At 59.4% G+C, this 13,040-nt stretch carries 14 protein-coding genes; 9 read left to right on the plus strand and 5 right to left on the minus strand.

Features of this window, described 5'->3' with window-relative positions:
• Nucleotides 1-17: 17 nt before the first annotated feature.
• The 5 genes from GMET_RS08445 to GMET_RS08465 all read right to left on the minus strand — a co-directional run bounded on the left by GMET_RS08445 (nucleotide 18) and on the right by GMET_RS08465 (nucleotide 4,296).
• Nucleotides 18-821, minus strand: a complete 804-nt coding sequence (locus GMET_RS08445; protein ID WP_004511386.1) for a hypothetical protein — start codon at nucleotides 819-821, stop codon at nucleotides 18-20.
• Complete coding sequence (locus GMET_RS08450) at nucleotides 818-1,510, minus strand: peptidoglycan-binding protein (protein WP_004511385.1); 693 nt, start codon at nucleotides 1,508-1,510, stop codon at nucleotides 818-820. Before GMET_RS08450 ends, GMET_RS08445 begins: the two co-directional genes overlap by 4 nt.
• 174 nt (nucleotides 1,511-1,684) lie before the next feature.
• Nucleotides 1,685-1,984: a hypothetical protein gene (locus GMET_RS08455; protein ID WP_004511384.1), complete on the minus strand. Its 300-nt coding sequence runs from the start codon at nucleotides 1,982-1,984 to the stop codon at nucleotides 1,685-1,687.
• Nucleotides 1,985-2,053: 69 nt separating this feature from the next.
• Nucleotides 2,054-2,779 carry a M23 family metallopeptidase gene (locus GMET_RS08460; protein ID WP_004511383.1) on the minus strand — a complete coding sequence of 242 codons (726 nt, stop codon included), beginning with the start codon at nucleotides 2,777-2,779 and terminating at the stop codon, nucleotides 2,054-2,056.
• A gap of 272 nt (nucleotides 2,780-3,051) precedes the next feature.
• Nucleotides 3,052-4,296 (minus strand): multidrug effflux MFS transporter, encoded by a 1,245-nt coding sequence (locus tag GMET_RS08465; protein WP_004511382.1) that lies wholly within the window; start codon nucleotides 4,294-4,296, stop codon nucleotides 3,052-3,054.
• 260 nt (nucleotides 4,297-4,556) lie between these two features.
• Between GMET_RS08465 and GMET_RS08470 the strand changes: the two genes are divergently transcribed.
• From GMET_RS08470 to GMET_RS08510, 9 genes are all read left to right on the plus strand, one after another.
• Complete coding sequence (locus GMET_RS08470; protein WP_004514806.1) at nucleotides 4,557-5,726, plus strand: IS4-like element ISGme2 family transposase; 1,170 nt, start codon at nucleotides 4,557-4,559, stop codon at nucleotides 5,724-5,726.
• Between the two features lie 70 nt (nucleotides 5,727-5,796).
• Nucleotides 5,797-6,681 (plus strand): LysR family transcriptional regulator, encoded by an 885-nt coding sequence (locus tag GMET_RS08475; protein ID WP_011365859.1) that lies wholly within the window; start codon nucleotides 5,797-5,799, stop codon nucleotides 6,679-6,681.
• Nucleotides 6,682-6,900: 219 nt separating this feature from the next.
• Nucleotides 6,901-7,722 (plus strand): polysaccharide deacetylase family protein, encoded by an 822-nt coding sequence (locus GMET_RS08480; RefSeq protein ID WP_004514169.1) that lies wholly within the window; start codon nucleotides 6,901-6,903, stop codon nucleotides 7,720-7,722.
• Nucleotides 7,723-7,745: 23 nt separating this feature from the next.
• Nucleotides 7,746-8,369 carry a glycosyltransferase family 2 protein gene (locus GMET_RS08485; RefSeq protein WP_238379004.1) on the plus strand — a complete coding sequence of 208 codons (624 nt, stop codon included), beginning with the start codon at nucleotides 7,746-7,748 and terminating at the stop codon, nucleotides 8,367-8,369.
• 12 nt (nucleotides 8,370-8,381) lie between these two features.
• The gene (locus GMET_RS08490) at nucleotides 8,382-9,764 is read left to right on the plus strand and encodes a radical SAM protein (RefSeq protein ID WP_004514167.1); all 1,383 of its coding nucleotides are present in this window, start codon (nucleotides 8,382-8,384) and stop codon (nucleotides 9,762-9,764) included.
• Entirely contained in the window at nucleotides 9,761-10,654 is an 894-nt protein-coding gene (locus GMET_RS08495) for a lysophospholipid acyltransferase family protein (RefSeq protein WP_004514166.1), read from the plus strand. Before GMET_RS08490 ends, GMET_RS08495 begins: the two co-directional genes overlap by 4 nt.
• A gap of 3 nt (nucleotides 10,655-10,657) precedes the next feature.
• The gene (locus tag GMET_RS08500; protein WP_004514165.1) at nucleotides 10,658-10,915 is read left to right on the plus strand and encodes a phosphopantetheine-binding protein; all 258 of its coding nucleotides are present in this window, start codon (nucleotides 10,658-10,660) and stop codon (nucleotides 10,913-10,915) included.
• A complete protein-coding gene (locus tag GMET_RS08505; RefSeq protein WP_004514164.1) occupies nucleotides 10,912-12,198 on the plus strand; it encodes a B12-binding domain-containing radical SAM protein in 1,287 nt (428 codons plus the stop codon). Before GMET_RS08500 ends, GMET_RS08505 begins: the two co-directional genes overlap by 4 nt.
• Nucleotides 12,195-13,037, plus strand: coding sequence for an ACP S-malonyltransferase (locus tag GMET_RS08510; RefSeq protein ID WP_004514163.1), 843 nt, complete (start codon nucleotides 12,195-12,197; stop codon nucleotides 13,035-13,037). The genes GMET_RS08505 and GMET_RS08510 overlap by 4 nt, the downstream gene beginning before the upstream one ends.
• Nucleotides 13,038-13,040: the final 3 nt, after the last annotated feature.

The raw sequence follows: 13,040 nt of genomic DNA on the forward strand, positions 1-13,040 counted from the left end.
AGTCGTATTCTGTTCAGTCAAGGGGAGTTGGTTGGAGGGAGGGCGATACGTTTAGTCCGAAGCTTCAACGCCCCTTCGGCGTCCACGGATTCTTCCCTGCATTCGATGGCTTGGGAGCCGGCCCATTTGGGGTCGCGGCAGCGCCGGATTTCCGCGAGCTTTTCCCCTGATCTGCCGAACACGACCACATCATGGAGGAGGTGATTGCCCGCCTCCTGCCGTGCGCAGTGAAATGCGATACGCCCCTGTTGCGTGGCCATGGGGCCGGGACTGGGGCAGTTTTCTTCCAGTACCAGTCGTTTGCCGGACGGTTCCGCCAGCATCACGCTCTCCCGCCTTCCTTCGAGGGGACCATCGGCTGCTGGAGCAAAGGAGCGCACGATGACGATGCTGCGCCCGTCGGGAAGGGGGCGGGCGGTGGAGATCCGATCCTTCTCCTCCCAATTGACCGCCGTTTCCGGGACATTCGCGACGGACGGGTCCACTGCGGTCACCCGCAGGGCCAGGAGTGTACCCGGTCGTGCGTCGCAGCGCTTTACGTACGCATCCTTTGCGGTGGCCCGCACGCGGGAAAGAGCGGCACGCGCTGCTCCGGGAGAGGCCGCAATCTCGGGCACCCAGGCAAAGATGCTCCTCTTGTCGCCACAATCACCGGTCCGGACAACGAGGGCGTTGGGGGCAGTGGGGACCAATGACTTGGCCTTTCGCGCTATCCCCGTGGCGGTGCGGTCGCTGGCGCCGACCACGAGCCAGAGCCGCTCTCCCCAAGCCGGCAGTGTTGAGCCAACGATCATGGCTGCAACAAGGGCTGCCTTGATCACAGGCCGCTCTCCCGTTTGACCCGGCCAAGTTCATCATTAGGCACCAGCTGTACGTGGGCCCAGTCGCGGAAATTCACCCAGTCCCCTCCCCAGACGAGGCCCAGTTCCTTGGCCTCCTCGCCAAGGGCTTTCCAGAATCCCGTCTGTTCCGCCTCCGGAGCCCAGCCGAAGCGGCTGTCCACAATATCTGCCGCATAGGCGTTGGGGATTCCGTCGGGATGCTGGGCGTTGTGGAAGCTGAACTTCACCTTGCTGTTCCCCTGATAGTAGAGCTGCATCTGGACCGCCACCGAGCGCCAGCCATAAAAAACCTTCGGCTGGAAGCCGCGTCCGGCGAGCGCCTGCAGAACCGCTGCAACCTTCTGGCGCAGTTCCGGATGCATGCTCTGGAGTTTCTTCTCTTGGGACCATCGGGCGCTGTCGCCGCACCACGGGGAAAGATCGGCAGTGGCTGCGCCACCCGTGCCCGCAAGTTTGAGCCAGGTCTTGCGCCCCGGTTCTATGAGCCCGTCGGGGTTCGTCATGAACGTGGCCTGGAAGCTGCGTATCGCCGCGATGGTGTCCTTGCCGCAAACGCCATCAATCCCCTTTGGGTCAAAGCCCTTGGACTTCAGGAGGCTTTGGACTGTTTCCACATCATTTTCGATATTTTTCCCCAAATATCCGACTGAAGCCTGGAGTACACTCATTAACATATCTCCTCTGGTTGTGGTGGTCGGGAATCACGGGTGGGGCCCGCCATTCAATTAAATCACCAGAACGATTCCCGTCAATCGACTGCGTTCCTCCTTCCGGCGGCGTAGCGGCGCAAAAAAAGGCCAGTCCTTGCGGGCTGGCCTTCATGGTGCTGAGGAGGTGAGGCACTACTTTTTCTTTTCAACCTTCTTTTCTGCCTTCTTCTCTGCTTTCTTCTCGCCCTTTGCCTCGATGCTGGCGGCCTTCATGGTGTACTGGACCGTAACCTTGGAGCCGACCTTCAGGTCGCCGGTCACCTTGGTGTCCTTGTCCTTGGCGATTTCCCACTTCTCTTTCCCCTTCTGGACAACGATCATGTCGTCCTTCACTTCGAGGACGGGACCGGTTGCCTGGTAGGTCTTGGTGGCGCCAAAGGCAAGAGACGAGGAGAGCATCAGGGCGGCGGTGAGCAGTGCGGTACGTTTCATGGGGTTCCTCCTTGGTGATGTGGGAATATAAATTTATGGTTTGTAACAATACTCAATAGAACGCTGTTGTCAATGGGAAGTTTTCACTATGCCGCGCCCGGCTCCGACGAGTTCCCGGTAGGGGTTGATGGGAAGCATCCTCCCATCGGCGTACGAGAGGACCATGAAATGGAGGTGGGTGGGAGACCGGCGCGGGTAGGCGTTTTTCCCGGTCCTCCCCAAAAAACCGATGGGCTCGCCCGCGGTAACGGTCTGCCCCGGCATTACCGTCACGGACGAAAGGTGGGCATAGTAGTAATAGCGTTCCTCGGCGGTGTTGAAGATCCAGACGTACTTCCCGCCCCGTACGGGACTGGGATAATCCCAGGAGGGATTCGTGGCGATGACGACCCCGTTAGCGGACGCCACGATGGTGACCGGCTTGCCGGTGGCGTCATCGAGGGAATCCTGGTTCCGGTCATGCACGAAGATGTCGTGGGCCGGATGGCCGCCGTGCCGGACTCCCTGATAAAAGGAGTACCCGCCGGGTCGGTAGTCGTTGCCGTGCCGCCCTCCGATGGCGCGGTAATCATAGTCCGCCACCGGGAAGACCTTTGCCGAATTGGCTGCAGTGGTGCCGTAGGTATCGAGGAGGAGCCGGTGGAGTTGAGCGATGCGGGTTTTGGCGGAAATCCGGTCGATCCGGCCGTCGCGGATTTCCTTCTCCAGGATGTTCCAGTCGTCACAGGGGCTTGCCGCGGCAACCCCGTTAAGAGCCAGAAACGCCGCGACCGCCAGGAGGATAATCTGTTTCATCGTTTCATCTCCCGATCAGATATAGATATTGATAATGGAATGTGCCAAGACTGGACTTTGCCAGCGTATGCATTTGCCCCAAATCAGAAATCCAGCGGACTTTTCGGCTCCTTTACCGTTCTGACCGGATGCTCCACTCGACACTCACCGTATGGAGGTCGGAGTGGCAGACCCGCAGTTCCTCCAGAGCCAGGGAATGGTTTTCGCACCTCTTTTCCCGCATGCAGTGAGGCACGATACGATTCGGGTGGCAACTGAAGGCACTCGATGCTTTATGGCGCCGGCGCACGCCGGGCCGACGATGCTCGGGCAACCCCGACAATGGCACACCAGCCCAGCACCCCGCAGAGAGCCATGGTAGCGGTCATCGGTACCGCCGTCCCGTTGTGGAACATCCCCACGAGCGCACCCGCGGTTGCCCCGAGGGTGTACTGGATCGTCCCCAGAAGCGCCGACGCGCTCCCTGCCGCCTTGTCGAAGGGGGCCATGGCGAGGGCGGTCACGTTGGGATAGAGGAACCCGGACGTACAGAGGCAAACGAACAGGAGTGCGACCTGGACAGGAAAACCACCGATCCCCGTGAACCCTGCAACCGCGAGAAGAAGGGCTCCCACCGCATTGACGGTGGCTGCGGTGCCCAGGATACGTTGGGCGCTGAAGCGGCGAAGAAGGCGGCGGTTGACCTGGGAGGCGCCGATCAGTCCGCAGGCGTTGGCGCCGAAGAAAAGGCCGAAGTGCTGGGGGGTGACGCCGTGCAATTCGATGAAGACGAATGGTGCACCCGAGATGTAGGAAAAATTGACCCCGGCGACGCAGCCAAGGGCGATGGCGTAGCGGAGATAACGGTTGTTGCGGAGAAGGTGAGCATAAATGGTACCCATCTCGACAACGCCGCGCCGGCTGCGACGCTCCGCCGGCAGGGATTCGGGAAGGAACATTGCCGCCGCGGCGAGGGAAAGGAGACCGAAGATTGCCAGAAAGCCGAAAATGCCGCGCCATCCGGTGATCAGCAGGAGCTGTCCTCCCACGATAGGAGCCAGTATTGGCGCCGCGCCCATGACCAGCATGAGGAGCGAAAACATCCTCGCCGCTTCGGCGGTATCGTAGAGGTCGCGTACCACAGCGCGCGAGATCACCATGCCGGCTCCCCCTCCGACCGCCATTACCACGCGCCAGAAGAGGAGACCCTCACCCGTGTGGACGAAGGCACATCCGAACGCTGCCGCGACGTAGAGCGTCAGTCCCAGGAGGAGGGGCGTTCGCCTTCCCCACCGGTCGGCCATCGGGCCGTAAAACAGCTGCCCGGCGGCCGAACCGAAGAGGAAGGCGGAGATGGAGAGCTGCACCATACCGAGCGGCGCGGCGAGATCCCGGGCGATCTGCGGGAAGGCGGGGAGGTACATGTCGATGGACATGGAACTGAAGGCAGTCAGCGCCCCGAGGATCAGGACCAGCCGTGCCAGTTGGCGTCGGGTCATGTCTGCTGGTTGGATAGCCGGCGCAGCGGTCATTTCCATTATAAATCCTTTCTCCAAGCTCAAAACAGTTTCCTAGTTGATCATGGCGTGAGTATGAAGGGGTGTTTCGATGCGTTGGTAGCTTTATTCATTAGATGAAGATACCAATGGATTAAATATAAATAAAATTACTACTGTCCGGTAAACTTTGATTGTACAGCTGTAACTTGTTGAACTTTATTGCTCTTTGGCACAATTGTTCTTTTTTCGACATGAATTCGTTCTGGGTGTAGCCTTCCTCCCTTTACAGGAGGGGAGCAATGCACACCGGTCCGACCGTTTTCAAACAACTTCTGCAGTTTCTGCCCCGGTACGAATTCAATCTCTGCGTTCGCCGACACCGTGGCGAGTATCGGGAGAAGAAGTTCTCGACCTATGACCAGTTCCTCTGCCTGGCTTATGCCCAGATGGCTGGCCGTGAGAGCTTGCGGGATATCGAGACCTGCCTGAACTCCCACCAGGAGAAGCTGTACCACATCGGCTTTCGTGGTGATGTCTCCCGCACGACCCTTGCCGACGCGAACGAGCGCAGGGACTGGCGTATCTTCCAAGACTTCGGTCATGTACTGATCGGCATAGCTCAGCAGCTGTACCAGGCTGATGCCATCGCCGTTGAGCTTACGCAACCGCTCTACGCCTTTGACTCGACCACTATCGACCTGTGCCTTACGCTGTTCCCATGGGCCGAGTTCCGCAAAACCAAGGCGGCGGTCAAGATGCATACGCTCATTGATCTGCGTGGTCCCATTCCAACCTGGGTCACTATTACCACTGGCAAGGTCCACGATGTCAGGATGCTGGACCATCTGCCGGTTGCAAAGGATGCCATTTACACGATGGACAGAGGGTATGTCGATTTTGCCCGGCTCCACTCCATCCACAAGCAGGGAGCATTCTTCGTAGTTCGGGCAAAGGACAACCTGAAATGCCAGCGGTTATATTCCCATCCGAAGGACAAGGAATCAGGTGTACGGGCAGACCAGATTATCACCCTGGTGACGCAGAAGTCGAAAAAGGGGTATCCGGAGAAACTGCGCCGGGTCAGCTATGTTGACAAAGAACGGAACAAGCGACTCGTATTTCTCACGAACAACTTCGAGATTCCGGCAGCGACGGTGGCTGCGATTTACAAGCAGCGCTGGCAGGTGGAGCTGTTTTTCAAATGGATCAAACAGCACCTGCGGATCAAGTCGTTCATCGGAACGTCAGTCAATGCCGTGAAGAGCCAGATATGGGTTGCCTTGTGCATCTATCTGCTGGTGGCGATCACGAAAAAGAAGTTGGGGGTTCCGTGTTCGCTCTACACTTTTCTACAGATTCTGGAGGTCAACTTGTTCGAGAAAAAGCCCATTTCATCGCTGGTTGCGGAGGCTCTCAAGCGAAATGCTGATTATCCTGAGCGCAACCAACTGAACTTATTCAACTATTAACCGGACAGTAGTGAAATAAAATATATAATATTTATGTTCGCCATAATTAGTTTTTATGGAAAGGGTTCATGTGGATATCCGCCAGTTGCAATTTTTTGCCGAGATCGTCAGATACGGCAGCTTCACCAAGGCTGCGGAACGGTTGCACGTAGCCCAGCCGGCAGTGAGCATGGCTATGAAGAAGTTGGAAGAGGAACTTGACCTCATACTCTTCAACCGTCAGGAGAGGAGAATTTCCCTGACCGCCGAGGGAGAGATCTTTCTGCGGCATGCGGAGAAGATACTGGATGAGGTGAAGTCGGCGGAGACGGAAATGGAGGAACTGCGGGGGCTTGCCAAAGGCGAGGTGCGGGTGGGAATCCCTCCGATGATGAGTGCATATTTCTTCCCGGAGATCATCCGTGACTTCTCCAACAGCTACCCCGATTTGCACCTTACGGTGTCGGGTGAGGGAGCTTCAAAAATCCAGAAGATGATCATTGACGGGGAACTGGACATGGGGGTCGTTGCCGGCGCGAGCTTCCCCGAAACGCTTGAGGTGAGAAGGTTCCTGCGGGAAGAGGTGATCGTTTGCGTCCCCAGGAGCCACCCCCTGGCGTCAAGGGGGAGCCTGACGCTGCACGAGTTCGCCAGGCATCCGTTGATCTTCTACCGGGAAGGGTACTATTTGAGGGAACTCATCCTTGACGTTCTGAGGGGGGCAGGCCTCAGTCCAACCATCAGATTTGAAACAAATCTCTACACTCTGGTCAAGTCGCTGGTCCAGAAGGGTATGGGTATTTCGGTCTTTTTGAGGATGGTGGTTGCTGAAGATGACGATCTTACGGCAATATCCCTGGATCCACCGCTGTTCCTCGATCTTCTGATCGCCTGGAAAAAGCATGGATATCTCTCCCGGGCAAACCGCGCGTTTGCCGATTACCTCCTTGAGAAGGGATCAAGCGCAGCACTGTAGCAACCTGGACGACGTGACCGCCTCCTGCGCCGGCGGGTCGGTGATCCTTATGCCCGGGTGGTTACCTACTACCGTCCTGGCAGCTACAGGGGGAGCATTGATTCCTTCACGCTGTCTCATTAGGGTAGGCCGCGCCAAGGCCCCGGCTCTTGACTTCACCACTGTAAAATTGATATTTTCGGAAACTTGATGATTTAGGTGAGGGGAACAAACCAGAGAATGAATAATGCTCTAACCATTGACGTGGAGGAATGGTTTCACGTCTGTGGTGTTGCAGGATACGGTTACGGAACTCACCCGTCGCACGTCCTGCGGAATGTTGACAGGCTGCTCGAGTGTTTCGCGGCGGTGGACGTTACGGCCACCTTCTTCGTACTCGGTTCGGTAGCCGAAGCATTGCCGTCGCTGGTCCCGGCAATAGCAGCGGCCGGCCACGAGGTTGCATCGCACGGTTTCTCCCATACGCTGATTACAGCGTTGTCGCCGGCCGCATTTCGCGACGAATTGCGCCGAACCAATGATATTCTCTCGATTCAGTCGGGCAAGCGGCCCATCGGGTTTCGTGCCCCCCAGTGGTCTCTTTCGCGTACGGTGACACCGTGGGCATTCGAGATCCTGCATGATGAGGGATTCCGCTACGATTCCAGTTGCAACCCGCTCCCTTTTGTGGGGGATCGGTCCGGTTCCCGCGTTCCCTACAAAATCGGGATGGCTGGGAAAAGTCTCTGGGAGATTCCCCCGATGGTAACGCCGTCGATGCTGGGAAACCTCCCGACCGGCGGGGGATGGGGATTCAGGTTCTTTCCGCCGCGGATGATCGAGCGGACTGTACAGCGCCTCAATGAAGAGGGACAATCGGCTGTTTTCTATCTTCATCCCCGGGAGATTGACCCCAGTGGTCCGCGTCTTCCATTGTCGCTCTTTCGACAGTTTGTGGCCTATGGCCCACGGACTGACGCATTGCAGCGGCTGGTCCCGCTTATGAAGCGGTTTCGTTTTACTTCTCTGGGCAATCTGGTGGATCAGTGGGAATCTGCGTAGTTATACCGGCATTCAATGCCGCTTTGACAATTGAAGCAGTTGTTCGGGAGACTCTGGAACAGGGATTGCCCCTCGTGGTCGTCGATGACGGCTCCGAGGACGGCACGGCAGACTGCGTCAGGGGACTGCCGGTGAACCTGGTCAGCCACGGGAGAAATCGCGGCAAAGGGGCAGCCCTGAAGACAGGCTTCGCATGGGCGTTGGAATACGGTTTTTCCGGCGTGATCACCCTGGATTCGGATGGACAGCACGACCCTACGGCCATCACACTTCTGGCGGAAACGGCCAAGAACGACGGTTGGGATATCCTCGTGGCCTCCCGCTTCGCCCAGTTCAACCAGATGGCAGGGCTGCGGCGCCACTGGAACCGGTTCGGCGCCTGGTGCATGAAGAAGCGGACCGGCTTTCAGATCGACGACAGTCAGTCGGGCTTTCGCTATTACTCGGCCCGTCTCCTGCGGATGGTGTCTCTCGGGAAAGACGGCTACGATCTGGAGATGGAAATCCTGATGAAGGCCTGGCAGGCCGGTTGCACCATCGGCTCGGTGCCAGTGCCGGCCCGGGTGGCGGACGGCCGGGCCACCAGCCATTTCCGGCCGGTGCGCGACACCTGGAACATTTGCATGACATTTCTTCGGTATATGTAGGGAACTCTAGCCATGCTGCAAAGCCTTAAAAACTATTCAACGGAAAAGATCGTTTCGCTCCTCCTGTCTCTGGCCACCAACTCGTCCAACGAGACCCTGGCTCGGATGACCCACCTGATGGAGCTGATCCCGAAAAAAGACTACTACCGGGAGCGGATCCGGTGGATCAGGCAGCTCATCCGGGAAAACCATCCGAGCATCGAGTTTCCCCGCCGGATCCTCCGCGACCTCCACCCCAACCAGCGCGACAAGTGGATCACCAACCTGGCGGTGAACCACCTCCTGATAGGGACCAACAAGCGGAAGGCCTGGGCCGACCGGGAAGGGTACTATCCCCCTTCCACGGTAGTCATCAGCCCCACCATGAAATGCAACCTCTCCTGCTACGGCTGTTATGCCGGCGATTACGGCAAGGGGCTGGAACTCTCACTGGAGGAGGTGGACTCGGTCCTGACCCAGATGAAGGAGATGGGGGTCTACTTCGCGGTCATCTCCGGCGGTGAGCCGTTTTTCATGCCGAATATCTTCGAGATCTTCCGCAAGCATTCCGACATGGCGTTCCTGGTCTTTACCCACGGCGGGCTCATCGACGAGGCCATGGTTGAGCGGCTGATCGAGGTGGGGAACGTCATGCCCGCCTTTTCCCTGGAGGGGTATGAGCCGGAAACCGACGAGCGGCGCGGTCCCGGTCACTTCCGCAAGGTCATGGGGGCCATGGATCTTTTGCGGAACGCGGGGCTCTCCTTCTGCGGCTCCTTCACCCAGACCAGCAGGAACACCCCGGTCATCACCGACGGAAGCTTCATCGACATGCTCCTGGAGAAGGGGGTATTCGCCCTCTGGCTCTTCACCTACGTGCCGGTGGGGCGAGATCCGAACCTGGAACTGATGGCCACGCCCGAGCAGCGGGACCTTCTTCGGACGAGGGTCGCCGAGTTCCGCGCCACCAAGCCGATGCTCTTCATCGATTTCTGGAACGACGGCCCCATCATCAGCGGCTGCATCGCCGGAGGACGGAAATACTTCCACATCAACGCCAACGGCGACATCGAGCCGTGCGTTTTCTGTCACTTTGCCGTGGACAACATCCGCCGTACCTCTCTCAAGGATGCGCTCCGGTCGCCGCTCTTCCAGAAGATCCGCCAGCAGCAGGGGGAGCATGAGAATCTCCTCCGTCCCTGCATGCTGATCGACCACCCCGAGGTGGGACGGGAACTCTTCAACTCCGAAGGGGTCTATCCGACCCATGAGGGCGCTGCCGAGATATTTACCGGCCTTGCCGGGCAGGTGGATGCCTACGCTACGGAGTATGCCGGGATCGCCGATCCCGCATGGGAGCGGGAATTCGTCGATACCGGCCGCGCTGAAAAGAAAGTGAAGAACCGTAAGCGGTGACCTATTACAACAGTATCAACCTGTTCCTGATCAACCTGTTCACCCGCCTCGTGCCGCGGTGGCTTTTCCCCCCCTTTGCCTTTGTCACCGCCGGGATTGTCTACTTCCTTGCGGGCACCCAGCGGCGTGGCACCCGGGAAAACCTTCGGGTGGTGACCGGCCGCCGCCATGTGGAGGGGCTGCTGATCAGCACCTTCTACAAGTATGCCCGCAATTGGGCCGACGTGATGCTGATGATGCGCCTCACGGGGGAGCGCCTCTTTTCCCTGATCGGCCGACGCAGCATGAGTACCCCCCTGGATGAGGCCCTGGCGGCGGGCACCGGCGCCATTCTCGTCTCGCCCCACTTCGGGAACTGGGAGCTCGGTGGGCTGGGGCTGGCCGATCTGGGGTACAAGATCAACGTCCTCACCTTCCGGGAACCGGACGAGAAGGTGAATGAACTGCGGGAGCGGGTTCGGGGGGAGCGGGGGATAGGGTTCATCTACGTGGACCGCCACGACACCTCGCCGCTGGCCATCATCGAGGCGGTCAACGCCCTGCGCCGCAACGAGGTCGTGGCGCTGCTGGGGGACCGGGACGGCTCCTCCCACACGATGTCCGTCGAATTTTTTGGCCGCCCCGCCAATATTCCCCTGGGGGCCGCCTATCTCTCCCTGGCCAGCGGGGCACCGGTCATCCCGGTCTTCGTCCCCCTTGAAGGGGGGAGGTACGCCACCATCATGGAGGAGCCGATCCATTTCCGGAGCGGGCACAGGGACCACGGTATCGTGATCCGGGAGGGGGTCGAACGGCTCATTCGGCTCTTCGAAAAATACATCCGGGTCTATCCCGACCAGTGGTATAATTTTTTCCCTTACTGGGACCAATCATCGCACACAAAAGGATAAGGCATGGCAGACCAACTGATTGAAGAAGTTAAACAACTCATCATAGACGCCCTCCGGATTGAGGGTATGACTCCCGCCGAGATCGATACCGATGCGCCGCTCTTTGGCGAGGGGTTGGGACTTGACTCCATTGATGCCCTCCAACTGGTGGTGGCCATGGAGAAGCAGTACGGCGTCGTTGTTCCCGATGCTGCCACCGGGACCAAGGTCTTTCAGTCGGTCCGTACCGTGGCCGACTTTGTCGCGGAAAACCGTAAATGAAGCTCCTCTTCGTCTCTCCCGGATGGCCGCGGGGGAGGCTCTGGGGGGAGCTGGGCTTCAAGTTTCCTTCCCTTTCCCTTGCCGCGCTGGCGGCCGTCACCCCCGAATCGTGGGACGTGGCCCTTTGCGACGAGAATATCGAGCCGCTCGATCTGAATTCCGACGCCGATCTCGTGGCAATTACCGCCATGACTCCCCAGGCACCCCAGGCCTACCGGATCGCTGCCGCGTTCCGCGCCCGGGGGAAGCGGGTGGTCATGGGGGGCTTCCACGCCAGCAACCTGCCGGAAGAGGCGCTCCAGCACGTGGATGCCGTGGTGGTGGGAGAGGGTGAGGTGGTCTGGCCCCAACTCCTGGCCGACCTTGAGCGGGGCGAGCTGCAGCGCATCTACCGGGCCGCAACCGCACTCGCCATGGAAGCGATTCCCGTGGCCCGTCGTGAGCTATTCCAGGGGAAGCGGTACCTCTTCACCAATACCCTCCAGACCACCCGGGGCTGTCCCTTTGATTGTGAATTCTGCTCCGTTACCGCCTTTTACGGCCGTAGGTACCGCAAGCGGCCGGTGGATAACGTTCTGGCCGAGCTGGAACTCCTCCGCCGCCGGAACTCCTTCGCCTTTTTCGTGGATGACAACCTGGTGGCCGACCGCACCTACGCCCTCTCCCTCTTTGCCGGCATGAAGGGGATGGGGTTCAAGTGGCTTTCCCACGCCCCCATCGATTTCGCCCACGACCGGGAGTTCCTGCGGGCCGCCGGCGAGGCCGGCTGCGTCGGGATGTTCGTCGGCTTCGAGTCCCTGAACCAGGACGCCCTTGCCGCCATGGGGAAGGTGACCAACACGGCCCGTTCCTACCTGGAGGATGCCCAAGCCTTCCGTGACAACGGCATCGGCATTCTCGGCTCGTTCGTCCTCGGCTGCGACAACGACACTCCCGCCGTCTTCGAGGGGCTCCTCCGCTTCTGCGAGGAGGCGCGGCTAGAGGCGGCGATTTTCCCGATTCTTACCCCCTATCCCGGCACCGAGGTCCGACGGCGGCTTGAGGCGGAAGGCCGGATCATCTCCAGCGACTGGCAGGACTACGACATGGAGCACGTCACTTTCCTCCCGCGTGGGATGTCCGTTGACGAGCTTCAGCAGGGGTATGACTGGCTGAACCGTTCCTTTTACTCCTTACCATCCATGTACCGGAGAATCTTCAAGGCCCACCGCTCGGTCCAGGTATTCGCCCCCATGAATTTCGGATTCCGCAGCGCTATCCGCCGGAAGGGGAGGGTCGCGTGATCTGCTTCATGTTTCCCGGCCAACCCCTGACCTTTGAAACAACGGTTCCCGACGATCCCGATTTCCGGCAGGCAACGGCACTGACCCTGGACCGGACTGGCCTTGACCTGGCTGACTCTGCCTTGCTCGGTGAGGGACTGACGGAGCATGTACGGCTTCAGGTCTACGGCGTAGCGATGAGCCTTTACCGCTGCCGGCGGTTGCGTCGTGAAGGGACGGTTCCCGCAATCATCGCCGAGCACAGCATGGGGATCTATCCGGCCATGGCCGCATGCGGAGCCCTTGACGACGGGGATGCCCTGGAATTGACGTGCCGCATCGGGGCCTGCATCGCTGCCATGGGGACACGGAGGTCCTACGCCCTCGGCTGCGTCACGGGACTCACCGCTGCCCCGCTCATGGCCGTGGCCGAAAACAACGGCGTCTTTCTGGCAAACTACAACACATCGCGCCATTTCCTCCTCTCCGGCGAACGGCGGAATGTGGAGGATGCCGTGGCCGAAGCGTTGAACAACGGCGCGTTTACGGCTCGAAGCTTCCCCTGCGATGCGCCGCTTCATTCGCCTCTTATGGAGGAGGTGGCCGGCGAGCTGCGGGAGGTTATCGGTGACTACCGTTTCCGGGAACCGGTGCTTCCGCTCATGAGCCACATTGACCAGGATTATCTTTCTGCTGCCGACCTGCCGGAGTTTCTGGTGCGGGAACTCTCGCTCCCCGTTTACTGGGAGCGGACTTTCCAGGCGCTCTCCGATGCCGGTGTGAGCCGTTTCGTGGAGGTTGGCGTCGGCGATTCCCTGAAAAAGTACAACCGCTGGATTGCCAGCGAAGGGGGCAGGTGAGGG

This window comes from Geobacter metallireducens GS-15 (genome assembly GCF_000012925.1).
GTDB lineage: Bacteria > Desulfobacterota > Desulfuromonadia > Geobacterales > Geobacteraceae > Geobacter > Geobacter metallireducens.

Bases quoted from the DNA above. Each gene is read 5' to 3' on its own strand.
- GMET_RS08450 (WP_004511385.1), bottom strand. From the start codon at position 1,510: ATGAGTGTACTCCAGGCTTCAGTCGGATATTTGGGGAAAAATATCGAA.
- GMET_RS08455 (WP_004511384.1), bottom strand. From the start codon at position 1,984: ATGAAACGTACCGCACTGCTCACCGCCGCCCTGATGCTCTCCTCGTCT.
- GMET_RS08460 (WP_004511383.1), bottom strand. From the start codon at position 2,779: ATGAAACAGATTATCCTCCTGGCGGTCGCGGCGTTTCTGGCTCTTAAC.
- GMET_RS08465 (WP_004511382.1), bottom strand. From the start codon at position 4,296: ATGGAAATGACCGCTGCGCCGGCTATCCAACCAGCAGACATGACCCGA.
- GMET_RS08470 (WP_004514806.1), top strand. From the start codon at position 4,557: ATGCACACCGGTCCGACCGTTTTCAAACAACTTCTGCAGTTTCTGCCC.
- GMET_RS08480 (WP_004514169.1), top strand. From the start codon at position 6,901: ATGAATAATGCTCTAACCATTGACGTGGAGGAATGGTTTCACGTCTGT.
- GMET_RS08490 (WP_004514167.1), top strand. From the start codon at position 8,382: ATGCTGCAAAGCCTTAAAAACTATTCAACGGAAAAGATCGTTTCGCTC.
- GMET_RS08500 (WP_004514165.1), top strand. From the start codon at position 10,658: ATGGCAGACCAACTGATTGAAGAAGTTAAACAACTCATCATAGACGCC.
- GMET_RS08505 (WP_004514164.1), top strand. From the start codon at position 10,912: ATGAAGCTCCTCTTCGTCTCTCCCGGATGGCCGCGGGGGAGGCTCTGG.